Here is a 23,074-nt window from a genome sequence, read left to right on the forward strand (position 1 = left end):
GAAAAGGGCTTTCCTTTCCCCCTTCCCCCGGACCCCCATCCCCCTTTTCTTCCTAAACTTTTTATTGCCGCTTCGCGGGGTAGGCGCAAGATGCGTTTTGGTTCGATATTGACCCAAGGCATCGCCATTCTCTTTATGGAGCGATTTGGGTGCGCAGCACCCAGCGGCTTTTCACCCGCGCTCGCACAAGGCTTTCGAGAGTTGTGCAGATGCGACGTTATCGGAAGCCGCTTTACCCAAACCATTACCTTACTGAACGAATGGTTTACAGGAGATGGGAGTTGATGACCGCCTGGTCGAACTGTCGTATGGCCTCTTCGGCGAGGGCGTCCGTGCCCATGACCCTCATGGCGTGGTCGTGGAGCATGCGGGTGATGTCCATGGGGCCGGGGATGGTCATGAATCCGTAGGCTTCGGCCCAGGTTTCGCCGCGCAGGTAGGAGAGCGCCCAGCGCACCGTGTGCTCATGGAAGAAGTGCTGGTTGTTGATGACCAGGACGGCCTTGCACCGGCCGTCTTCGGCCCGTTCCTTGAACGTGACCTTGCGGTGTTCGCAGGAGGTCAGCGGGTAGCTGACGTGGTAGAACGAGGCCCCCGCCTGCGCCGCCTGGACCCAGAGATCCCAGTCGCGGTAGTAGGTGTTGTCACGGAAGCCGACGGTCCGGTCGAAGGCTTCGCGGGTGATGAGCACGCCGGGGCCGAGGAAGCCGCGCGTCTGGAGCAGGCCGTCGCGGTAGGGCGGCAGCTGGATCATGGACGGACCCGTGGAGCGGTTCTTGCCCGACGCGAGCCGGATGTAGTCGGCGTACATGATGTCGGTTTCGGGGTGGTCCGCGAAGACCGCGTCGGCGGTGGTCAGGTACTTGGGGTCCAGCCGGTGGTCGGGCCGCAGGAACACGAGCCGGTCGCCGATGGCCTTGGCGGCGGCCAGGTTGCGCGCACGGGCCGGGGTGACGTTGGGATCGAAGGTTTCCAGCCGGGTGGCGTCGAGGCCGGTGATGGCCCGCCACAGGGCCGGTTCGGAAGGGTCGTGTCCGCCGTTTCCCGCCACCACGATCTCGGTCCGGTCCAGCCCTTCGGACTGTCGGGAGATGGACTGCAGCAGTCGCGGCAGGCCAGGGTGGGTTTCCAGGTCGGAAACGATTATGGAAACGGTATGCTTGCGCATGGTCGCCCTTCCATGGGATTTCGAGTTCCGGTCCGAGGAGGTGCATACGTCCGTGTACACATTTCGCCTCACTCGCACCAATTATATCGACTCATAGATCGGGAACTTTAGACCTTGCATATGTTTTTTTGAAAAAAAAGATATGCAGCCGACGTTGTTTCACCCGCTTGCGCGTGGGCCTGGGTTGACGTATGTACTTAAATGCGTGAAACAATATGTAAACCGGTTTCGTCTGTTCCGGTCATGTATAGCACCTCTTGAACCCGGCGGTACCTTGTGGCGATTTTCAAGTGTGAATCCTGCGGCTATGAACGTGTTGTCCCGGACGGTTTGACCGGGAAAAAGGCCAAGTGTCCCGGTTGCGGCCGGGGCGTGACCATCGAGACCGAACATCAGGCCGAAGCCGCGGCCGATGCAGGGGCCGGGACCGTGAACGGCGCCATACCCTTCGACGTGGAGATGCCATCGGCCGCGGCCGCCGTGCGGGACGAGCCGCTTCCGGCGGGTGGGGACGGCGAACCGCTGCAGCCCATCGACCTGGACGCCGGGGAACTGGACGTGAACCTGGAAGGGCCCGAGGACGTCATCTGCGCCGCCTGCGGCCACGTGCAGGAGCCCGGCCGCGCCGCCTGCTCGCGGTGCGGCGAGCCGCTCAAGGCCGTGGAGTACCTGCCCGAGGTGGACGAGAGCGAGATCGATGTCAGCGACCTGGCCGAGCCCGACGAGCCGCAGGTCTGGGATGTCGACTTCCGGGGGGGCGCGGACGGGGAGAGCCTCGAGACGGTCGGCGACCCGGAGCGCTGGCGGCTGCTGCGCGGCGGCAAGACGCTGAATCTTTACGCTGGCGTCGTCTCCGGCGTGCTGTCGCTCTTTTTCGTCTATTCCCTGTCCCTGCTGGCCGCGTCCCAGGGAGGCATGCACCAGTATCTGCCGTTTCTGCTCGGCACCGCCCTGACCGGGGTCATCGTCGGGTCCATCTTCTTTTCCTTCCTGTCGCGGGTGCCCTTTGCCCTGGTCGGCCCGGAGACGGTCCTGACCGCCGTGCTTTTTCTGTTCATGGGCAGCATGTACCGCTACATGGCCGACACCTTCGCCCCGGAACTCATCCTGCCGACCCTTCTGGCGGGCGTCGCGGTTGCGGCCCTGCTGACCGGGCTGAGCCTGCTCGTGCTCGGGCAGCTCAAGCTCGGCGAATACATCCGCTACATTCCGCTCCAGATCATCGGCGGGGTCATCGGCGGCGTGGGCGTGTTCGTGCTTATCGGGGCGTTCGCCTGGATGGGGGATCTGAGCCTCGATTGGAGCAACGTCTACAGCCTGGGGCTGTCCCTGGTGACCAATTTCAACCTCAGCCGGGACCTCTACACCATGGGGCCGAGCGTGATCTTCGGCCTGATCCTGTTTTTCGCCATGTTCCGGACCAAGAACTCCCTGTTCTTGCTGGCCCTGATCCTGGTGGCCGTGGGCGCGGGCAACGCGGCGGGCATCTGGGCCACGGACCCGGCGATCCGCGACCTGGCCGAGCCGGTGCCCTTTCCCAAGGGGTCGCTGCTGGTCCACCTGGTGAGCGTGCTCAAGTCGCCCATGCTCTTCACCGACATCCAATGGTCGGTGATCAAATCCCACGGGCTGTACATCGGGGCCATGGTCATCCTGGCCGTGCTCACGGTCATGTACCGGATCACCCGGCTCGAACTGATCCGGGGCCGCGAGAGCAACCTGAGCCGCGAATACAGTGCGCTGGGCGTGACCAACATGGTCTCCGGGCTGTGCTGCGGCATGCCGGTCTCCCTGTCCTTCGGCCGGAGCGCGGGCAGCTATGCCGCGGGCGGCCGGGGGCCGCTGGCCGGCATCGTGGCCGGGCTGATCTGCGCGGTGGGGCTGTTCTATGCGGACTTCATCCTGCCCATGATTCCCCGGTTCGTGCCCGAGGGGCTGCTCGTCTACGCCGGGCTGGACCTCATCCGCGACTGGATGCTGCGCACCAAGTCGTCCTTCACCAGCCGGTCCGAGCTGTGGCTGCTCCGGTTTACCTTCGCGGCCACCATCCTTCTCGGGCTGCTTGAGGGCATCGGCTTCGGCGTGGCCCTGGCCCTGATGGTCACGGTCAGCCGGGCGGGGCGCGGCGGGGTGGTGCGCAACGTGCTCTCCGGCTCGCAGCATACCAGCAACGTGGATCGGGCCTCGTCCCAGCAGCGCGTGCTCAAGGAATTCGGCGACCATATCCACATCATGCGCCTCCAGGGGTTCATCTTCCTGGGAGCCATGGAACAACTCCTCAGGGACGTCCGCAGGCGGCTGGAGGCCGAGAACCAGCTCTCCCTGGAATACCTGGTCCTCGATTTCCGCCTGGCCCGAGGGTTCGCCTCGGCCTCGAGCTTAGGGTTCGCAAAGCTCTACAAGCTGGCCGTGGAGAACAGGGTTCAGGTGGTCATCACGAGCGCGCCGCTGGAGTTGGAGTCGCATCTCGTCTCCCTCGGGTACGCGGGCGACGAGGAGGGGCAGTTCAAGATTTTCTTCAACTTGGACTATGCTCTGGAGTGGTGCGAGAACCATGTGCTGGACGCCGAGGGCATGCTCGAAATCCGGCAGAAGACCCTGCCCGAGCTGCTCGTGCCGATCTTTCCGGAACCCAAGTACATCCCGGCGCTCATGAAGGTCCTCAAGCGCGAGGTGGTCCAGGCGGGCGAGGCGGTCTTCCGCCAGGGCGACAACTCGGACGCCATGTATTTCGTGGAGTCGGGCAGGCTGGACGTGGAACTGGAGCTGCCCGACGGGCGGATCGTCCGGCTCAAGAAGGTCGGACCCGGCGCGGTCTTCGGCGAGATGGGCATCTACACCCTGTCCCCGAGATCGGCGACCATCCGGGCGGCGGAGAAGTGCGTCCTCTACCGCATGACCCTGCGCAAGCTCGACGCCATCGAGGCGCGCGTGCCCAGGCTGGTCACGGCCATCAACCGGTTCCTGATCAACCTCCTGTCCGAGCGGCTGGTCGAATCCAACGCCCGGGTCCGCGAACTGATGCTCTAGGCCCCCAGGCCGAGGTCGCCGCGCACGTACTGTTCGAGGGCTTCCTCCCAGGGGCGCGGAGCCAGGCCCGTGGTACGGATGAACTTGGACAGGTCAAGCACCGAGTAGGGCGGCCGGAAGGCCTTGGTGGGGTAAGCCGAGGTGGGCACCGGCGAGACGGTGCAGTCCTTGTTGGCCAGGCTCACGGCGGTATTGGCCAGCCCGTGCCAGGAGGTCGCGCCCGAATTGGCCAGGTGGAAAACGCCGGTGGCGTCCTTCTCCAGTAATCTGATGGTGTTTGCCGCTATGTCCGGGGTGTAGGACGGGGAGCCGATCTGGTCGTTGACCACGGTGAGTTTTTTGTGCGCGTCGGCCAGTCCCAGGATCTTCTTCACGAAATTCGTCCGTCCCGGCCCAAATAGCCAGGAGATGCGGATGATCAGGGTGCGTTTGTAGCCGAGCTTGAGCAGGCCGCGTTCCCCGTCCGCCTTGCTGATGCCGTAGACCGAGGTGGCGCTGGGCTCGTCGTACTCGGTGTAGGGCGTGTTTTTCCGTCCGTTGAAGACGAAGTCCGTGCTGTAGTGGACAAAGGGGATGGCCCGGCGCGCGGCCAGGGTGGCCAGCAGGGGCGGGACCGAGCCGTTGAGGGCGAAGGCCATTTCCGATTCGTCCTCGGCCAGGTCCACCTGGGTGTAGCCCGTGGCGTTGATCAGCAGGTCCGGGTCGTTCCTGTCCATCCATTGTTCCACGGACATCGGGTCGAGGACGTCGCAGTCCCGCCTGGACAGGGGGAAGGCCAGGGCCCCGGCGTTGTCGAAGGCCTTGGACAGGGCCTGGCCGAGCAGGCCGGTCCTGCCGCCGAGGACGGCTATGCGCAATCCTTCCATGCGCATCAGGCGCGCTCCTCGTACCAGGAGTCCATGAACGTCCGGTATTCGCCGCTCTGCACCTGTTCGAGCCAGGTGGTGTTGGCCTCGTACCAGGCGATGGTCTTGGCCAGTCCCTGGTCAAAGGGCAGGGTCGGGGCGAAGCCGAGTTCTTCGGCCGCCAGGGAGAAGTCCATGGCGTACCGCTTGTCGTGGCCCGGCCGGTCCGTGACGAAGGTGATCAGCGACTCCGGCTTGCCCACGATGGACAGCAGGGTCTTGACCACCGAAATATTGGTCTCCTCGGCGTTGCCGCCGAAGTTGTACACCTGGCCCTCGCGTCCCCTGGTCAGGGTCAGCTCCACGCCCCGGCAGTGGTCGTCCACGAAAATCCAGTCGCGCACGTTGAGCCCGTCGCCGTAGACCGGAAGCTTCCGGCCCGCCTTGGCGTTCAGGTACATGAGCGGAATGAGCTTTTCCGGGAACTGGTATGGCCCGTAGTTGTTGGAGCAGCGGGTGATCAGCACGGGGAAGCCGTATGTCTCGAAGTAGGCCCGGGCCATGAGGTCCGCGCCCGCCTTGCTGGCCGAGTACGGGCTGTTGGGGGCCAGCGGCGTGGTCTCGGTGAATTTTCCGCTGGGCCCGAGGGTGCCGTAGACCTCGTCCGTGGACACGTGGACGAACCGCCCGGTGCCGCACTGGCGGGCGCATTCCATGAGGGTCTGCGCCCCGCCCGTGTTGGTGGTCACAAAGGGCGACGGATCGTTGATGGATCGGTCAACGTGGGATTCGGCCGCGAAGTTGACCACCGCGTCCACCTTGTTGCCGGTCAGGATGTCCATGACCAGTTCCCGGTCGCAGATGTCGCCCCGGACGAACTCGTAGCGCGGCTCGTTCTCCTCCAGGTCCAGGAGGTTCAGCCGGTTGCCCGCGTAGGTCAGCTTGTCCAGGTTGAGGATGGACCAGTCCGGGTGCGCGGCGAGCATGAGCCGGATGAAGTTGGTGCCGATGAAGCCGCAGCCGCCGGTAACGAGAAGTTTCATGGAGTGTGCTTGGTCTCTGGTGAAAGGGTTCGCAATCTCTTGGACTGTGGAATCCTACCGCCGGGGCGGCGAAAATTCAAGCCGGGAAGGCGTCCACGATGCCGCCGGTCTGGCGCAGGGCCTCGAAAAGCAGGATGCCGGTGGCCGTGGACAGGTTCAGGCTGCGCACCTCGCCCCAGATGGGGATGCGCACCTTGGGGTGGCCCTTCATGAGTTCCGGGGGCAGGCCGCGCGTCTCCGGGCCCAGCACGATGGCGTCGTCCGCCCGGAACTCGAAGCGGTGGTGGGACGTGCTCCCTTTGGTGGTGGCCATGACCAGGCGCGGCGGGGCCACGGCTTCGAGAAACTGGCCGAAATCCGGGTGCACGGTCACGTCGACATACGGCCAGTAATCGAGCCCGGCGCGCTTGAGATGCTTGTCGTCGATGGTGAACCCGAGCGGCTCGATGAGGTGCAGCGGGGTTCTGGTGGCCGCGCACAGCCGCGCGATGTTGCCGGTGTTGGGCGGAATCTCCGGCTCGAAGAGGACGATGCGCACGGCTACACGTCCAGCTTGATGGTCGCCTTGCCCGGCGCGTACCCTTTGAGGGTGCGGATCATCTCGCGGATGGAGGCGGAGATGATGTCTTCCACGAACGGCTTCATGCCCACCACCGCGCCGTCGATGTCGACCTGGATGGAGTTGTGCATGGCCAGGCAGGCCCGGGGGGTGGTCTTTCCGGCCACGATCTCCGAGGCCAGGGTCCGGCAGTCCGGGCGGCCGCAGGTTTCGCAGTCCATGCCCGGCAGGAAGAAGCCCTTTTCGAGGACCGCGTCCGCTAGGGCCGGAAGGTCGTTGATCACCGGCACGCCGTCCACGGACGTTTCGCCCACGCTGGCGATGGCCAGTTCCGGGTGGAGCCAGTCGATGCCGTCGGACAGGTCGCCGCGCAGGCAGAGGATGCGGGGCAGGAAGCCGAGCTCCTTGCCGCCCTCCACGATGAGCACGTCGTTGGTCAGCAGCGGCAGCAGGTCCGGCAGGAAACGGTGGCTGGTCCAGTGGACGAAGGCCTCCTTGGGGCCCAGGCCCGCCACGGTGTCGCACACGGCGGCGTAGTCCGTGGTGTCGGCGTCGCTCCAGTCGAAGCCGTGGTGGCTGAACTTGGCCGCGGACACGGTCAGGCCCCGCTCCTTGAAGTGGCGGGCGAGTTCCACGCCCAGAGTGGTCTTGCCGGAATTCTTGGGTCCGATGATGGAGACTGCCTTCATGGGTCCTCCGAACGGTTATATGGTCCGCACCAGGCGGCCGTTTTCGAGATAGTGGATGTGCTCCGTGACCGCCGTGAGCCAGGTCATGTCGTGGCTGGCGATGACCAGGCTCGCGCCGTACTCCTCGCGGGCGGACAGGGCAGCCTGATGGATCAGCTCGGCGCTCTTGGCGTCCAGGCTGGCCGTGGGCTCGTCCATGAGCAGGAGCTTGGGCTTGAGGACCAGCCGGGCCGCCAGGGCCACGCGCTGCACCTCGCCGCCGGACAGCTCGAACCACTGCCGTTTGGCGAACACGGCGGGATCGAGGCCGACGACCTCCAGGGCGCGGGCCACCTTGGCGGGGATGTCGTTCTTTTTGCGGATGCGCAGGCCGTAGGCCACATTGGCGAAGACCGTGCGCTTGAGCAGGTAGGGTTCCTGCACCAGCAGGGTGACCTGCCGGTTCACGGTCGATCTGGCCGAAGTGGGGCGGCCGAGAAAATGGATGGTCCCCTTTGCCGGAGGCTCCAGGAAGGCGAGCAGGCGCAGCAGGGTGGACTTGCCCGAGCCGTTGGGCCCGGCCAGTCCGGTGATGGTCCCTTCCGCGAACTCCAGGTGCTCGATGTCGAGGACGGTCCGGTCCGAGTAGCGCTGCCGGACGTTGTCGAGGGTGATCAGCGGCGCGGTCATTGGACGGCCCGCTTCTTGAGGCCCGAGGCCCCGATGTTGACCAGCAGGGCCACGGCCAGGAGGACCATGCCGAGCGCGATGCCCATGGCGAACTCGCCCTTGCCCGTCTCCAGCGCGATGGCCGTGGTGATGGTCCGGGTGTGCCACTTGATGTTGCCGCCGACCATCATGGAGATGCCCACCTCGGAGACGATGCGCCCGTAGGCTGCCATGGCCGCGAGCATGATGGAGTAGCGCGCCTCGAGGACCGTGGCCCACATCATCTGGCCGGGGCTGGCGCCGAGTGTGATCAGGGTCATGGGCAGGCGCTTGTCCAGGGACTCCACGGCGTTGGCGGTCATGGCGATGATGATGGGCAGGCCGAGCAGGGTCTGGCCGATGGCCATGCCCGGAATGGTGAAGAGCAGGCCGGTGCCGCCCAGGGGGCCGTTCCGGGTCAGGAAGGCGTAGACAACCAGTCCGATGACCACGGTGGGAAAGGAAAGCAGTGTGTCCACGCCGGTGCGGACGACCTTCTTTCCGGGAAATTTCTTGTAGCCGAGCAGAAAGCCCAGGGGCACGCCGATGCCCATGCTGCAGATCATGGACAGCGTCGAGGCGTAGACCGTGGCCCAGATGGCCGTGTAGGCCTCGGGATTGCCCGAGAAGAGAAGCAGGAGCCCCTGCCGGAAGCCTTCAAGCAGATATTCCATGGTGATCTCACGAAAACGGGGGAGGGAGTTGCCGCCTCCCTCCCCCGTCGGGTCAACTGTGCTCTATTATTGGGCGTTGGGGATGAACAGCTTCTTGCCGAGCAGCTGGAAGTTGCCGATGGCCTTCTGGGTGTCCGGGGAGGCCATCCAGGCGATGAACTTGGTGGCCAGATCGTACTGGGCGTCCTTGCACTTTTCGGTGTTCACGGCCAGGGCGCTGTACTGGTTGAACAGGACCTTGTCGCCTTCCACCAGGACCACCAGCGGCGGATTGCCGCCCTTGGTGTCCGCGTACTTGATGAAGGTGCCGCGGTCGGTCATGGTGTAGCCGTTCTTCTCATTGGCGATATTGATGGTCGGGAGCATGCCCTGGCCGGTCTGGATGTACCAGGCTTCCTTTTCGGGCACGGCCATGCCTGCGGCCTTCCACAGGGAGAGCTCCTTCTTGTGGGTGCCGGAGTTGTCGCCGCGGGAGGCGAACACGGCCTTCTTCTCGGCGATGGTCTTCAGGGCTTCGGCCACCTGCATGCCCTTGACGCCCGCCGGGTCAGAGGCCGGGCCGATGATGACGAAGTCGTTGTACATGAGTTCCTTGCGGTCAACGAGCACGCCCTTGTCCACGTATACCTTCTCGGCGGCGGGGGCATGGACCAGGACCACGTCCACGTCGCAGTTCTCGGCCATCTTGAGGGCCTTGCCGGTGCCCACGGCCACGTATTTGATCTCGATGCCGGTATCCTTGAGGAATTTGGGCACGATCAGTTCATCCAGCAGGCCGGTGTTGGCGGTGCTGGTGGTGGTGGCCATCATCAGGGTCGGACCGGCCAGCGCGGGCAGGGCCATGGCCAGGGCGATGAGGCAGGACAGGGCGGCAATAAGCAAACGTTTCATTTTTTCCTCCATTGATGAACAGTTGTATCCGCGGACCCCAAACAAGATGAGGTTCTATTCCATGTCGTCCCGGTAGAACTCTCCGGATTTCTTGACTTCCATTTCGAGCAGTTCCGAGGCGCGCTTGGTGGCGTATTCCTCCACGTCCAGGTAGAAATGCAGGAATCTCTCCATGACCTCCTTGCCGTAGGGCGAGAGGTTGAAGCGCTGGCCCTTGCCCTTGGTCTTCTCCACCAGGGGCTTGCCGATGCGTTCCTCGGCATTCTTCAATTTGCCCCATGCCCGCCTGTAGGACATGCCCAGGGCTTCCGCCGCCTTGCGCAACGATCCCAGTTTCTCCACTTGCTGGAGCAGCAGGGTGCTGCCGATGCCGATATAGGTCTGGTCCTCTTGTTCGAGCCAGACGCGCAGTCTCAGGATGGTATCGGGGTTTCGCTTCATGAGGTACCTCGGAGTTCTCGGATCCAAAAAAAAGGAGCCTATTCGGAAAGATATTCTACCAAGTGAAGAAAATAGACGATTTTTTTGAATTACGTCAATGAAAACATAATGGGGCTCGGGTTGGCACCGAATCAGAGCGAAACGGTTTCGAACGTGTGGGAACGCAGGTCCGCGACGAGCATTTTGTCGGCCAGGGTCGGCGCGCCGGTCAGGACATTGACGACCTCCATAGCCATGAGCGAGGCCACCAGGTTCACGGCCGGGGCCGGGCAGCCGAGGCGCTCCTCGCCGCCGTTGTCCGTGCCCATGAGGTCGGCCGGGCCGATCCGCCCGGGCATGACCACGGCCACATACCCGGTCCATCCGGCCAGGGCCCCGGTCACCAGGGGGATGCCCGCCTCGGAGGCGGCCTGCTGGAGATGACCGCGCATGGCCAGGCCGCCCAGGGCGTCCACGGCCAGGGCGCAGCCGTCGAGAAAACCGGGTAGGGTCTCGATGGTCAGGAATTCGGAGCGTGTTTCCAGGGTGATCGAGGGGTTGACCTCTCCGGCCCGCAGCCGGGCCGCGTGGGCCTTGTCCCGGCCGAGCCCGTCCAGGGTGGACAGGGCCTGCCGGTTCAGGTTGGAGGCCTCGAACCGGTCGCCGTCCGCCGCGCGCACGCGGCCGACGCCCAGGCGCAGGAACTGCTCCAGCAGCGAGCCGCCCAGGCCGCCGAGCCCGACCATGGCGAGGCGCGCCCGCAGCAGGCGGATCTGGTCTTCGCGGGAGATGGACCGGCGGTTGCGCAGGTAGCGGGCGGGCGTGACGTCCAGGTCCAGGGCCAGGGCCTCGATCTCGTGGCCGGGCAGGCCGTGCCTCCCTGCCAGTTCGGCCACGTCCCACACGTCCAGGACCGGCCCCCTGCCGCCCCAGGGCAGGGCGCGGGATTGCGCGAGACCCCGGATGGAGTCTTCGATGGAGGCGGCCAAGTGGCTAACCTCCGCCCACCGGGGGAAACAGGCCGACGCGGTCGCCGTCCTTGATCTCGCTGTCCAGGTCGGAGCGCAGGGCGTTGATGAACATGATGGTCACGTCCTTCTCCGGGATGCCGAGCCTGGCCACCAAGGAGCGGATGGTATCACCCGGCTCCACGGGGTAGTCGTCTGCGTTTTCCGGCAGGTAATCCCGCAGGGTGGCGAAACATTTGAGTTCTATTCCCATGTCATGAACCTAGGCGGTTGGGGTACGGGGGTCAACCACAAAAAGGGGCCGGGGAATGCTCCCCGGCCCGTGTCGTTGGTCTCGATGCGTCGTTAGACCTTGGCGCCCTGGAGTTCTTCCACGGTGTAGTCCCAGGTCACGTTGTGAGGCGGCAGGGGATCGGTCTCGAAGAAGCGGGGCAGCTGATCGTCGATCTTGGAGAAGCCCGCGCGCTCGTTGAATTCCTGCTCGTCCTTCATGGTGCCCGCGCCCAAGGCGACCAGGTCGTCCACGGAGAAGGCGTTGCCGGTCCAGGACTGGACTAGGTCGGCCATGGTCTGGACGCCGTTGTCGGAATCCAGGACCGCGAAGGCCACGAACAGGCAGAAGCCCATGGAGTCGATGGCGGCGGTGGCCACCTGGAGGTTCTTGGACAGCTCCACGTTGCCTTCCTTCTTGTGGCCGTCGACGGAGCCGCCCACGCCCAGGACGTTGGCGGTGACGCCGTAACCGGCGGTGTGGTCCGCGCCCATGGCGGTGGTGGCGTAGGTCACGCCCACGCCCTTGACCGCGCGCGGGTCATAGGCGGGCATGGACTGGCCCTTGACGGTGGGCAGGCGGTCCACGCCGAACGCGCCGCCGGCGAAGTCCACGCCGTTGCCGATGATCATGCCCAGGGGATCGTTGGTGCCGACCTTCTTGAGCAGCTCGATGGCGGCCTTGCCGTCACCCCAGGGGATGATGCCGCCGTCCATGGCCACCGCGACGGTGTTGCCGATCTCGATGGTGTCCATGCCCTTCTCGTCGCAGATGCGGTCCATCAGGGCGATGTCGTCGATGTCCTTGATCATGGAGTTGGCGCCCAGGGCCCAGACGGTCTCGTACTCGAAGCCGGAGGTGACGTAGTTGCCGTCGGCGTCGTTGTACTGCTGGGAGCACTGGATGATGCAGCCGGTGTGGCAACCCTCGGTGGTCTTGCCGCCGCGCTCCTTGATGATGTCGGCGATCTTTTCGCCAGAGATCTCGGCGGCGTGCTCGCACTGGCCGTAGCGGAAGTTCTTGGTGGGCATGGCGCCCGCCTCGTTGATGATGTTGACCAGCACGGAGGTGCCGAAGCCGGGCAGACCCTGGGAGGTGACCGGATGGCCCTTCAGGATGGAGACCCAGGTGGAGCGGGCATCCTTGAAGGCGGCCCCATCGGCGGCTTCGACCTTCACGTTGACCTCGGGGTCGAGGACGATGGCCTTGATCTTCTTGGAACCCAGGACCGCGCCGGTGCCGCCGCGTCCGGCCGAGCGGGCGGGCCGCTTGTACGGATCGGTGAACTGGATGGTGGCGGTCTTGCGCAGGGTTTCGCCGGCGGGTCCGATCATGGCCGCGCACAGCTTGTCGCCGTACTGGGCCAGGAGCTTGTCATGGCCGGGGTAGGTGTCCAGGCCGGTGATGTCGGAGGCGTCGCGGAACTCGACCTTGTCCTCGGTGATGAACAGGGTGGAGAAGGGCGCGCCTTCCTCGGGCTTGTCTTCCAGGATGATCGCCTTGAGGCCCATCTTGGGCATCTTGTGGGCGAACAGGCCGCCGGAGTTGGACTCCTTGATGCCGCCGGTCAGCGGGGACTTGGTGCCCACGGACACGCGGCCGGAGTTGGCGGCGGTGGAGCCGCCCATCAGGCCGGTTGCGATAACCAGTTTGTTCTCGGCGGACAGGGGATGGCAGGTGGCCGGCACTTCCTTGTTGATGACCCTGGAGGTCAGTGCGCGGCCGCCGAGGCCGACGTAGGGACCGGCATCCTCAAAAGCGTATTCCTTCGTCCGACAGTTGATTCTCAAAATTTTAGACATTGATTCACCCTCAGTCTTTTTTGGAATTGAGCGTACCTCTTGACGCATTGTCGATAAACGGACTAACTGTCTTCTCATACCCCGTTTTCAAAATTAATGTCAAAAAAAACAATATATTATGTTTAGACCGGCATAATGTTCGAACTTTGTACAATAGATCCGGAAGGCAAAAATGGAATTGATCAGTAAGGACGACTGTATGGGAATTTCTATGGTCGCGGAGGCCGCGTGGGGGTGGAACTATATTCTCCAGAAGGGGTTCGCCCTGGACGGGGTTTCCGGGACTTCGGTGCGCGAATTTTTGCATGAGGCGCTCGGTTTCGACGACGAATTCATCGACTCCACGGTGCGGACCATCTTCCTGAACAACAGCCCGGTGGACGACCTGGACCGGACCTTCATCAAGGACGGGGACCGCATGGCCTTGGGCAGCGCCATGCCGGGCCTGGTGGGCATTGTCATGGGCAGGGACAATTTCTACAGGAGCTTCCGCAGCGGGATCGAGGTCAAGGACCACTCCCGCGCCGACGCGGCTCCGGCCCGGCTGACCATGAAGGTCTTCAGCACCCTAGCCGTGGAGAGTGGCCGGGGGCTGCTCGCGCGGGGCATCCTGGTGGACGCCGCGCTGCTGGCCGAGTTCCTGCGCGGGAAAAAGGCCCAGATCGTGAAGGCGGGCGGCCTGGACGCGGACGGATTCCTCGCCCGGCTCGACGGCCTGAGCGGCGATGTGGCCATCCGGGTGACCTTCGCCTGATCGGTCGGAACCCGAAACGATTCTGCGGCTTCGGCTGGGCACGGGCTCGCAAATGGGGTATGCTCCTTGGGTTGAGTGGTATCTCTACAAGGAGGTTTCGCATGATTACCGTTATGGAACAGTCCACGACCAGGATGCTGGCGGTCCGCGCCTCGGGCAAACTCACGGACGACGATTACAAGAGGGTCTGGATTCCGGCCCTGGAGATGATCATTCGGGAGCACGGCAAGGCCGACGCCCTCTTGTACATGGACGAGAATTTCGAAGGATGGGAGCCTAAGGCCCTCTGGGACGACGCCAAATTCGGCATGGCCCACCGCAAGGGATTCCGCAAGTTGGCCGTGGTCGGCGGTCCGGCCTGGGTCCGCTGGGGCGTCAAGCTGGGCGAACTGCTCATGGACTGCGAGGTCAAGCTCTACCCGCCCGAGAAGCTGGACCAGGCCCTCGATTGGATTTCGGCCTAGAGCACAAAAAACGGACGCTTCAACGAGCGTCCGTTTTTTGTGCCGGGCGGTAGTCCTGGCGCGAGGCGGTTTTCTCTGACCCCTCGATTGCGTCCATCCCCACTCGCGGCCTAGGCGAATCCTCCGTTCACGCGCAGCACCTGCGCGTTGACCCAGGTCCCGTCGGGACCGGCCAGGAAGGAGACCGCCGCGGCGATTTCCTCCGGGGTGCCTAGTCGGGGTTCGAGCGGAGCCATGCCGCCGATCCGGGCGATTTGCTCCTCGGTCTTTCCGGCCAGAAAGAGGTCCGTGCCGATGGGCCCCGGGGCGATGGCGTTGACGGTGATGCCTCGTCCGCGCATCTCGTTGGCCAGTACCCGGATCAGCCCCTCTACGCCCGCCTTGGAAGCGATGTACGGGCCGTAACCCGGAAAGGCCGGTGCGATGACGCTGGAGGACAGGGCGATGATCCGGCCGCCCCGTTCGAGGTGCGAGGCCGCCTGGCCCAGGACGATGAACGCGCCCCGGAGGTTGACGTTGATGACCTTGTCGAAGACGTCCATGTCCGCCCCCTCGATGGGTTGCATGGGCATGATTCCCGCGCTGTTCACGACCACTTCCACGGAGCCAAAGGCCTCCTTGGCCGCGTGGAACAGCCGCTCGACATCCTCGACCTTGCCGACGTCGCCCCGGACGGCGACCGCGCGGCCGCCCATGCCGGTGATCTCGGCGACCGTTCTGTCCGCCTGCTCCTTGTTGCCGACGTAATTCAGCGCGACGGCGAATCCGTCCCCTGCCAGCCGCAGGGAAATGGCCCGGCCGATGCCGCGCGAGCCGCCCGTGACGATAGCTGTTCCGGTTGATGCGCTCATGGTTTTCTCCTTTGTGCGGACTGCGGATGAGGCCGAGTCCGCGTGTCAGAATTTTTTTGCATTTTTTTGATGATATTACAATTTACATTTAATGTAAGTTGTAGTCCTGAGTTCGTCAACCCGTGATCAAGATTTCGTGAATCCCTCGGCGGGAGCCGTTTGACAAGCTCGCCGGGGTAACTTACTTTTTGGGAGAAATGTAATAAAAACGTTTTTTTGTGTCCGCGCCCAACCCGTTAAGATGGACGCGGTACACAGGGAACATGCAGGGTGGATGAGGGCGCGCCATGCCGAAGACCGGCTTGAGTTCGGAAGAACTGGTCGAGAAGACCATCGAGATCACCATGGAGCTTGTCCGGCGGCACGGTCTGGACAAGTTCCGGCTCGTGGACGTCGCCAGGGAGCTGGGCGTCACGCATGCGGCCCTGTACAACCATTTTCCGGACAAAGTGGCCATCCTCGACACGATCTCGGAACGGTGGCTGTCGGAGATGGACGAGGCGCTGGTCAGAGTGGCCGAGACCCGCGGCCCTGCGCGGCTGGCCATCATCGAATGGTTCATGGCCTACCACCGGCGCAAGCGCAACAAGGTCCGGGGGGACCCGGAACTGTTCCGCTCGTTCAACATGGCGGTGGAGGCGGACAAGCCCTTCGTCCTCCGGCACCTGCAAAACATGCACGACCAGCTGCTGCGTCTGGTGGAGCGGGGGGCGGAGACAGGGGAACTCGACGTCCCCTCGCCCGAGGGCGCGGTGGAGGCCCTGCTCGAGGCCACCATGGCCTTCCACCACCCGCTGATGGTCCTCGAACACAAGGACGAGGACCGGGAACTCCTGCTGCAAAGGGTGGTATCGGTCGTCCTGGCGGGTCTTTCGGCCAACCGCTAGACTCCCCGCCGCCGGGCCGGGAAGGCTGCAAGCCCCCGGAAAACAAAAAACGGACGCTTTCGACAAGCGTCCGTTTTTTTAATTCAAAGTGGTGGGCGATACGGGATTTGAACCTGTGACTTCCACCGTGTGAAGGTGCTTTATGCCCTGGAACCACACGGAAGCCTATGTAATAGGCTGCCACTTTCCCCGACTTGACCGACATACCCCACCTCAGAAAGGTGAGCAAAAGGTGAACTGTGCAGCGTGCTCCGCAGGGCTTGGACAGCATGGTTCGATCACCGCGACCGGGACGGTCGCTTCCGCTTTTCCCCCACGCCCGGGGCGGCACCTGTCCGGCTCCCCCATCTCCCCCCCTAGAGAAAGAACAAGCCAATGGTCCAATGGCCTTATCCACCGGCTTGGGTCCTCCTGTATGGCCTGGATACAGGGGTCGCGTATAGCTCGGGGCTCGGCCGTGCTTGGGGTTTTTGTTGGGTGGGAATTTGGGAAAAATGCAATATCGGCGGGTGGCTGTGAAACAATTTCGGGGCTGATCGAGGCCTGTTCGAGGTCGGTCGCCGGGAGGTGGTGCCGTGGCTGATGATCGCATGATGTCTCAGGCCGCGCCCCTCCTCGACCTGCCGGATGGGTACACGCTCGGCAAGGACGCCGCCGGGCGCTGGGACGTGGTGGTGCCGGACGGGTTCGACTGGATGAACGAGAAGAACCTGGCCGAATTGACCGACCTCAAGCGGCAGCTGGAGGAATCGCTGTCCCCGCCGCCGGTCCCTCGGGATCAGGCCGCGCCGCCGGCCGAGCCGGAGCTGGACATGCCGTGGCTCTCCCTGGATCCGGGGTTCATCCTCGAGTGCATGGGCCGGAACGTAACCGGCGATGCCGAGCTGTACGCGGCCATGCACAAGGACAAAGTGGCCATCAACATCACCACTGGCGGAGACAAGAAGACTCCGGAGACGTTGGAGTTCACCGGGCACCATTGGCGGATGGATGAATCGGGCGTGTACGCCTACTCCCTGGTGGAGAACGTGGCCATGGCCTACTGGCATGCGCACCAGGTGACCACGGTCTCCAAGTTCAAGGCCGCCATCGAGGACAAGCATAACGAGCTGCTGCATACCGCGGCGGAGGCTGATCAGAAGATCCTGCGCGGCGACATCGACTCGCTGGAGAAGCAGCTGGCCGAGAGAACCAAGGGCGTGAGCAAGCGGATCTACTCCCTGCGCGCCCCGACGCGGGAATCTTCGGTCATAACCAAGGCCCGGTCCATCACCGGGTTCCCGCTCAACTGCCGCTCGAGCTGGCTGGACAACCGGCCCAACCTGCTGCCCGTAGCCAACGGCATCATCGACCTGGAGACGGGGGACTTCCGCCCCGGCCGTCCGGACGACTGGATGGTGCGCGCAGCGCCTGTGGAGTGGAGGGGGGCCGATTTTGACCGGGCGGCGTGGGAGGAGTTTCTGCGGACCGTGTACACGAACCCGGAGATCGACGAACCGGAGCCGGACCTGGTCCCGTTCATCCAGCGGTTGTGCGGGTACGCCCTGCTCGGCGCGACCCCTGACCACATCCTGCCGATCCTGACCGGGCGCGGGCGCAACGGAAAATCGACGTTGCTCAACACCCTGTATTGGACCCTCGGCCCATTGGCCTGCGGGCTTCCGTCTGAGCTGCTGCTGGACCAGGGGGTGAGCCGGTCGGCCGATTCGCCCACGCCGTCGATCATGTCCCTCAAGGGGTTGCGGCTGGCCTGGGCGTCGGAGACGGCGGAGGGCCGCAAGTTCTCCATCGAGCGGGTCAAGTGGCTGACCGGCGGCGACCCGCTGACCGGCCGCCATCCGAACGACAAGTACCCCACGACGTTCGACCCGACACACCTCATGTTCCTGCTGACCAACAACCTGCCCTCGGCCCCGGCCACGGACTACGCCTTCTGGAAGCGCGTGTTGGCCATCCCGCACCGCATCTCGTTCGTGCATGGGGAACCGACTCAGGTTTTCGAGCGCCCCATCGACAAGCGCCTCGAGTCCAAGCTGGCCGCCTGCCTACCCGGCGTCCTGGCCTGGCTGGTGGAGGGGCACATGGCGTGGAGGGCCTACGGGCTCTGCCCGCCGGCTGTCGTGACCGAGGCGACGGACAAGTACCGCGAGGGCGAGGATACCCTGGGCGAGTTCCTGTTCGAGTGCTGCGAGATCGGCAACGGCCTGCGGGTCGGCAGCTCCAAGCTCTATAGCGTCTTCGAGGAGTGGTACCACCTGCGCGCCGGTAAGTTCCCACCGGCACAGAAGAAGTTCGGGAACTGGATGAACGACAAGGGGTTTGAACGACAGAAGTCGGGCACGGTCTACTACATCGGGCTCGACCTCAAGATGGAGCATCAGGACGGTTTCCATCCGGAGGAGTAGCGCAAAGGTCCGTATCGTCCGCCTATGGTCCGGGCAATGGTCCGGCATGCAGGCCCTTGAAATGACAGGGGATGGATTAGTGCACGGGATGATAGGGAGTAAAACTCCCTATTCATAAATATCTTGAACAAGGAAGTATCTAAATGAAGAGAAAAGGATTTAGTCCCTATGGTCCCAACTCTTCGGGAAACGTTGCCCACCGGGCCTTCCCGGCCTGGACCTTTGGCCGGACCATAGCGGACCATACGGACGATAGGCCCGGCGGAGGACGTCATGCCCGTTGAACTGATCGAGCTGGTGCGGGCGCGCGTACCCGGCGGGTTCGAGCATCCCGTCGGCGGCCGGGGCGAATACCAGGGGCCGTGCCCGGTGTGCGGCGGGACCGACCGCTTCCGGGTCTTCCCGGACCAGGCACCGAGCGGGGACGTGGCCGAACGGGCCGGGGTGTCCGGCGGGTACTGGTGTCGTCAGTGCGGCCTCAGCGGCGACTACGTCCAGTGGTTGGTGGACGTCGAGGGGTGGGATTGGACCAAAATTTTCGATTTTCTCAGCGTAGAGGGCGAGGCGGCAGGGCCTGCGAGCGCGAAGAGGGAGAGGCCGAGGCGTGACTCGGCGGGCCGCACGCTCGATCAGCTGAACCCGGTGACGTTCCCGCCGCTGAAGTGGCAGGAGCACGCCCGGAAGTTCGTCGAGGAGTGCGCCGCCCGGCTCCAGTCGAACCCCCACCTGTTGCAGTGGCTCGAGCACCGGGGCGTGCCGTTGGACATCGCGCAGGCATACCAGCTCGGGTGGCACGCCGGGGAGCCGCAAAGGAACGGGCCCCCGTGCATCTACAGGAACCGGGAAGGGTGGGGGCTCGACAAGCAGATCAGTCCGAAGACCGGGCGGTTAAAGTCCATATGGATTCCGCGCGGACTGGTGGTCCCCAATGAACGGGACGGCCAGCTGGCGGCTGTGCGCATCCGGCGGCCGAACCAGGACCTGGGGGAGAACGACGACAAGTACATCCTGGTGGCCGGGTCGGAGCAGAAGGTTGTCACGATCACTCCGAACGCCCGGGCCTACGTCGTGACCGAGGCCGCGTTGGACGGGCTGGCCGTCATGGCCGCCGCGCAGCCCGGCGTGGGTATGTGCGCCATGGGCACCCTGTCCATGTACCCGGATCAGCAGGCGGCCGGTTGGCTCGGCGAGGCCACGGGCATCCTCAACGCCCTGGACTTCGAGCCGCAGGGCAAGGGGGAGCAGCATGGGAACAAGTTCCGGTTCTGGTGGGACCAGCGCTATCCGCAGTGCCGCCGCACGCCGGTACCGGCGGGCAAGGATCCCGGCGAGTTCGTGGAGCTGCACGGGCTGCCCGCTCTGGGCGCGTGGATTAGGTCGCAGCTCTCCCCGGTCATGCGGGTCACTGCGCCGCCGCCCAGGGGGAACGTGACCGCAGCGCCGCCGCCCAAAGACAAGAAACTCCAGATCCCGGATGACGTCGAGGCCCTGCGCCTGCTGCTGGCAACCAACCGCCTGGAGATACACGTCGGCGAAAACGGCAACCTGCTGGGCTGCCGCGGTCCGGCCGAGATCCATGACCGCGTCGCCCTGCTGGCCCACCGTCCGGTTGTCGCCCGCTGGCTGCGGGAGATCGGCGAATGTGAAGTGACGATACGTAATTTTCTCAAGCCGTTGGAGTCTGCAAATGAGCGATGACATCACGTTGAGCGAGCGGGATTTGGACGCCGCGATGTCCAGCGAATACATGAAAGTTCCTCCTAAAACAGGAATATTTAGGGGCGCGCGGTTCTCCCTGTCCACCAAGGTGGGCGGGCGGATGCAGCTGGTGCAGGTCGTATGCAAGGGGGAGCCCTACGAGCGCACCTTGGGCAAGGGGAAGAAGGCGCTGTACGTGGAGGTCTACGGGTACGGTGTGCGCAAGGCGGTCAACGTCAAGAAGCTCCAGGAGGTGCAGCGTGGTTAAGGATTCCAGAACGTTCAAGAGCCAGACCCTTGCCCGTGAGTTCTTGGACGGCGAAGGGTTCAAGGTGAACTCCTCCACCTTCAGTCGGCACGCCCGGGCCGGGTACATCGGTGAGAACGCGGAAGGCGAGTTCGAGGCCGACGCGCTGCTGGCCTACGCCCGGCAGCGTCTCAAGCGGAAGGAGTCCGGCAAGACCGTGAGTGCCGAGGAGAAGGAGCGGATGGACGCCAAGTCCCGGGCCGAGCTGGACCTGCTCGAGGCCAAGGCGGCACGCGAGCGGATCAAGCAGCGGCGGGAGGAGGGCGGCATCATCGAGTTGGAGGATCATCTGAACGACCTGGCCGCGCGTATGGCCTTCTTCTCCCTGCAGCTGGACGGGTATGCGGTGCAACAGGCCGAGGCGTCCGTGGACGTCCTTGTCGGCAAGCGCCTCGACGGGGTGGAGAAGATCATCGCCCTGGTCGACGGTGATCCGGGCAAGGTCCGTGACTTGGCGGCCTATTTCGAGCGGCAGGTCCCGGAACTGTCCGAGGTCTGTCTGGTCAAGAAACAGCAGTGGCTCCAGGCCTTTTCCCGCGAACGGGTGTTCGTGGTGGATTTGGATGAAGCCATCGGGGACGTCGATGTTCAGGCTTGAGTTCACCCCCGGCGAGTGCGCTGTGATGGAGCCGACCATCCTTGACCAATCCACCGGCGAGTGGATGCAGGAAAACGTGGTCGTGCCGGAAGGCCCTATGAAGGGGTCGCATTACGATCCTCGGCTGTCGCCCTATTTCCCTCCGCTGTGGGACCTGTTCATGCAGGCGTGGGTCAGGGAGATGGCCGTGGCAGCGGGGCCGCAGATCGGCAAGACGCTCTTCGGCCAGGGGTTCCTGGCCCGGCGCGGGGTGGAGCGGCCGGGCCCCCGGCAGATCGCCCTGCCAGACGAGGACCTGACCGAGGATTGGTTCGACAAGAAGCTGATCCCTTTGTTCGAGAACAGTCCGAAGCTGCGGCGGTATATCGGGGACGAGCGGAACGCCGTGGTCAAGACCGAGATATCGCTGAAAAACGGGACCACCTTCACCGGGCGGTGGATGGGGTCGCTGTCCAAGCGCGCGTCCCTGTCCGTCCTGGACGGCCTGGGCGACGAGCCGGACATGTTCCCGGCCGGGGCGCACAAGGATTTCGTGGAGCGCTTCAACACGTTCTCCACCCTGTACAAGCTGCTGTGGATCGGCAAACCCATCGGCTACGACGGCGAGAGTTTCATCTGGGACGAGTTCAACCGGGCCGACGTCAAGGTGCGCTGGGCCGCGCGGTGTCCTGCCTGCGGGACCTATCAGGTCATGCAGTTCGAGAACATCAAGGTGCCCGAAGGGGTGCGCGACCCGGCCGAGATCCGGCTGAACAAGGCGGCGTGGTACGAGTGCTGCCACTGTGAATGGCGGTGGACCGACCAGATCCGCAACCGAGCCGTGCGCGACGGGCGGCTGGAGTTCGACAGGGAAGTGGACCGGCCCGTCAAGATCGGGGTGCACATCCCGTCGTGGAACTCGCGCTGGGTGTCCCTGTCGTCGGTCATGGCGGACTGGTTCGCGGCCCAGGGCGACCCGGACAAGCTCAAGTCGTGGTGGAACGGTTACGCGGCGCAGCCGGCCAACGTGATTGCCTCGGAGTCCAACGAGGAGCGGCTGCAACAGTTCATGGTGCCGGAGCTGCCGCCGCTGGTGGTGCCGTCCGAGGCCCAGGCCATCACCCTGTCCACGGACATGCAGAAGGACCACTTTTTCTATTCCACCTGCGCCCATTGGGTGGACCCGACCGGGCAGGACGACGGGTCCGAGGAGTGGATCATCGACCAGGGAAAGATCGAGACCTTCAAGGAACTGCACGAGCTGATCTTCCAGTCCCGCTTCCGGCGCGACGGCAAGCGCAGCGATTTCCTCGGCGTGTGGCGCGCGGGCCTGGACACCGGCGGCGGCAAGAACGAGTGGGAGGACGAGACCAGGACCATGCAGGCCTATGAGTGGCTGTTGCGCCAGCGGCCCGGCGTGGTCTTCGGCACCAAGGGCATGTCCAGGAAGACGCCGGGCTACCATGTCCGCCTCGGCAACCCCATGCAGCAGCTGCCCAACGGCCGGAAGCTCAAGCGGCCCATGCGGCTGCACTTCATCGACACGGACGCCTTCAAGGACCTGTTCTTCTGGCGGCTATCCGACGAGGCCAGGGACAAGGAGGGGCGGTGGCTGGAGCCGATCCACTTCCACGCCAAGACGCCGCCCGAATATTTCTACCAGCTCTGCTCGGAAAAGAAGGTGCTGCAGAAGGGCACCTACATCTGGAAGCGGGTCCGCGCGAACCACTGGCTGGACTGCATGATCGGCCATCTGGCCATGGCGCACTGGCAGTGGAGCCCGTCGCTCAAGGCGATGGTGGCGGCGGACATGGCGGCCAGGGCGGCGGCCAAGACGCAGCGGGCGTCTCAAGGCGAGAAGAAGTTCAACCCCTACACGGGAAAGGAAATGTGATGACGGCAAACGCGACGATACAGGTAGCCGTGGCCAAGGCAAGGGAAGGGGTTGTCTACTCGCCGAAGAAGGGGGCGCTGTGCCCCGTGTGCGGCAAGCGCTGTCCGGTGGTCAGCTCTCCGAAATGGGACGGTGATATCAAGGTCAGGTATCACAAGTGCAATAACGATAAGTGCATAATCCACACGAC

Annotated in this window: 23 protein-coding genes; 10 read left to right on the top strand and 13 right to left on the bottom strand. The window is 64.3% G+C overall.

Going from position 1 to position 23,074, the window contains the following annotated elements:
* A partial coding sequence (locus AB6M95_RS09560; RefSeq protein WP_371386511.1) for a hypothetical protein occupies positions 1-285 on the top strand: 285 nt, incomplete at its 5' end.
* Here AB6M95_RS09560 and AB6M95_RS09565 read toward each other — a convergent pair.
* The gene (locus tag AB6M95_RS09565) at positions 266-1,168 is read right to left on the bottom strand and encodes a glycosyltransferase family 2 protein (protein WP_371386512.1); all 903 of its coding nucleotides are present in this window, start codon (positions 1,166-1,168) and stop codon (positions 266-268) included. The genes AB6M95_RS09560 and AB6M95_RS09565 overlap by 20 nt on opposite strands.
* Before the next feature lie 276 nt (positions 1,169-1,444).
* Between AB6M95_RS09565 and AB6M95_RS09570 the strand changes: the two genes are divergently transcribed.
* A complete protein-coding gene (locus AB6M95_RS09570) occupies positions 1,445-4,198 on the top strand; it encodes a SulP family inorganic anion transporter (RefSeq protein ID WP_371386513.1) in 2,754 nt (917 codons plus the stop codon).
* Here the strand turns inward: AB6M95_RS09570 and rfbD are convergent.
* The 11 genes from rfbD to AB6M95_RS09625 all read right to left on the bottom strand — a co-directional run bounded on the left by rfbD (position 4,195) and on the right by AB6M95_RS09625 (position 13,047).
* Entirely contained in the window at positions 4,195-5,070 is an 876-nt protein-coding gene (gene rfbD / locus AB6M95_RS09575) for a dTDP-4-dehydrorhamnose reductase (RefSeq protein ID WP_371386514.1), read from the bottom strand. The genes AB6M95_RS09570 and rfbD overlap by 4 nt on opposite strands.
* Entirely contained in the window at positions 5,070-6,086 is a 1,017-nt protein-coding gene (gene rfbB / locus AB6M95_RS09580; RefSeq protein WP_371386515.1) for a dTDP-glucose 4,6-dehydratase, read from the bottom strand. Before rfbB ends, rfbD begins: the two co-directional genes overlap by 1 nt.
* Positions 6,087-6,162: 76 nt before the next feature.
* Positions 6,163-6,624 (bottom strand): tRNA (cytidine(34)-2'-O)-methyltransferase, encoded by a 462-nt coding sequence (locus AB6M95_RS09585; protein WP_371386516.1) that lies wholly within the window; start codon positions 6,622-6,624, stop codon positions 6,163-6,165.
* 2 nt (positions 6,625-6,626) lie between these two features.
* A complete protein-coding gene (locus tag AB6M95_RS09590; RefSeq protein WP_371386517.1) occupies positions 6,627-7,334 on the bottom strand; it encodes a molybdopterin-guanine dinucleotide biosynthesis protein MobB in 708 nt (235 codons plus the stop codon).
* Positions 7,335-7,349: 15 nt separating this feature from the next.
* On the bottom strand, positions 7,350-8,003 hold the full coding sequence (locus AB6M95_RS09595; RefSeq protein WP_371386518.1) for an energy-coupling factor ABC transporter ATP-binding protein: 654 nt from the start codon (positions 8,001-8,003) through the stop codon (positions 7,350-7,352).
* Positions 8,000-8,695: an ABC transporter permease gene (locus AB6M95_RS09600; RefSeq protein ID WP_371386519.1), complete on the bottom strand. Its 696-nt coding sequence runs from the start codon at positions 8,693-8,695 to the stop codon at positions 8,000-8,002. Before AB6M95_RS09600 ends, AB6M95_RS09595 begins: the two co-directional genes overlap by 4 nt.
* Before the next feature lie 66 nt (positions 8,696-8,761).
* Positions 8,762-9,586, bottom strand: coding sequence for an ABC transporter substrate-binding protein (locus AB6M95_RS09605; RefSeq protein ID WP_371386520.1), 825 nt, complete (start codon positions 9,584-9,586; stop codon positions 8,762-8,764).
* Between the two features lie 54 nt (positions 9,587-9,640).
* Positions 9,641-10,027 (bottom strand): winged helix-turn-helix domain-containing protein, encoded by a 387-nt coding sequence (locus AB6M95_RS09610; RefSeq protein WP_371386521.1) that lies wholly within the window; start codon positions 10,025-10,027, stop codon positions 9,641-9,643.
* Between the two features lie 131 nt (positions 10,028-10,158).
* A complete protein-coding gene (locus tag AB6M95_RS09615) occupies positions 10,159-10,995 on the bottom strand; it encodes a HesA/MoeB/ThiF family protein (RefSeq protein ID WP_371386522.1) in 837 nt (278 codons plus the stop codon).
* Positions 10,996-10,999: 4 nt separating this feature from the next.
* Complete coding sequence (locus AB6M95_RS09620; protein ID WP_371386523.1) at positions 11,000-11,227, bottom strand: MoaD/ThiS family protein; 228 nt, start codon at positions 11,225-11,227, stop codon at positions 11,000-11,002.
* A gap of 92 nt (positions 11,228-11,319) precedes the next feature.
* Positions 11,320-13,047, bottom strand: a complete 1,728-nt coding sequence (locus tag AB6M95_RS09625) for an aldehyde ferredoxin oxidoreductase family protein (RefSeq protein ID WP_371386524.1) — start codon at positions 13,045-13,047, stop codon at positions 11,320-11,322.
* A gap of 199 nt (positions 13,048-13,246) precedes the next feature.
* Between AB6M95_RS09625 and AB6M95_RS09630 the strand changes: the two genes are divergently transcribed.
* Together AB6M95_RS09630 and AB6M95_RS09635 are read left to right on the top strand one after the other, a co-directional pair.
* Positions 13,247-13,801 (top strand): hypothetical protein, encoded by a 555-nt coding sequence (locus AB6M95_RS09630; protein ID WP_371386525.1) that lies wholly within the window; start codon positions 13,247-13,249, stop codon positions 13,799-13,801.
* 101 nt (positions 13,802-13,902) lie between these two features.
* Positions 13,903-14,265: a SpoIIAA family protein gene (locus tag AB6M95_RS09635; protein ID WP_371386526.1), complete on the top strand. Its 363-nt coding sequence runs from the start codon at positions 13,903-13,905 to the stop codon at positions 14,263-14,265.
* Positions 14,266-14,375: 110 nt separating this feature from the next.
* On the opposite strand, the gene AB6M95_RS09640 is transcribed toward AB6M95_RS09635, so the two are convergent.
* The gene (locus AB6M95_RS09640) at positions 14,376-15,116 is read right to left on the bottom strand and encodes an SDR family oxidoreductase (RefSeq protein WP_371386527.1); all 741 of its coding nucleotides are present in this window, start codon (positions 15,114-15,116) and stop codon (positions 14,376-14,378) included.
* 287 nt (positions 15,117-15,403) lie between these two features.
* Here AB6M95_RS09640 and AB6M95_RS09645 point away from each other — a divergent pair, with 287 nt between their 5' ends.
* From AB6M95_RS09645 to AB6M95_RS09670, 6 genes are all read left to right on the top strand, one after another.
* The gene (locus AB6M95_RS09645) at positions 15,404-16,003 is read left to right on the top strand and encodes a TetR/AcrR family transcriptional regulator (protein ID WP_371386528.1); all 600 of its coding nucleotides are present in this window, start codon (positions 15,404-15,406) and stop codon (positions 16,001-16,003) included.
* A 575-nt stretch (positions 16,004-16,578) separates the two neighbouring features.
* Positions 16,579-18,408: a DNA primase family protein gene (locus AB6M95_RS09650; protein WP_371386529.1), complete on the top strand. Its 1,830-nt coding sequence runs from the start codon at positions 16,579-16,581 to the stop codon at positions 18,406-18,408.
* 273 nt (positions 18,409-18,681) lie between these two features.
* Positions 18,682-20,106 (top strand): primase-helicase zinc-binding domain-containing protein, encoded by a 1,425-nt coding sequence (locus tag AB6M95_RS09655; RefSeq protein WP_371386530.1) that lies wholly within the window; start codon positions 18,682-18,684, stop codon positions 20,104-20,106.
* Positions 20,096-20,374 carry a hypothetical protein gene (locus AB6M95_RS09660; protein ID WP_371386531.1) on the top strand — a complete coding sequence of 93 codons (279 nt, stop codon included), beginning with the start codon at positions 20,096-20,098 and terminating at the stop codon, positions 20,372-20,374. The genes AB6M95_RS09655 and AB6M95_RS09660 overlap by 11 nt, the downstream gene beginning before the upstream one ends.
* Complete coding sequence (locus tag AB6M95_RS09665; protein ID WP_371386532.1) at positions 20,367-21,011, top strand: hypothetical protein; 645 nt, start codon at positions 20,367-20,369, stop codon at positions 21,009-21,011. The genes AB6M95_RS09660 and AB6M95_RS09665 overlap by 8 nt, the downstream gene beginning before the upstream one ends.
* On the top strand, positions 20,998-22,884 hold the full coding sequence (locus AB6M95_RS09670; RefSeq protein WP_371386533.1) for a terminase gpA endonuclease subunit: 1,887 nt from the start codon (positions 20,998-21,000) through the stop codon (positions 22,882-22,884). The genes AB6M95_RS09665 and AB6M95_RS09670 overlap by 14 nt, the downstream gene beginning before the upstream one ends.
* Positions 22,885-23,074: the final 190 nt, after the last annotated feature.

This window comes from Pseudodesulfovibrio karagichevae (genome assembly GCF_041414475.1).
Lineage (GTDB): Bacteria > Desulfobacterota > Desulfovibrionia > Desulfovibrionales > Desulfovibrionaceae > Pseudodesulfovibrio > Pseudodesulfovibrio karagichevae.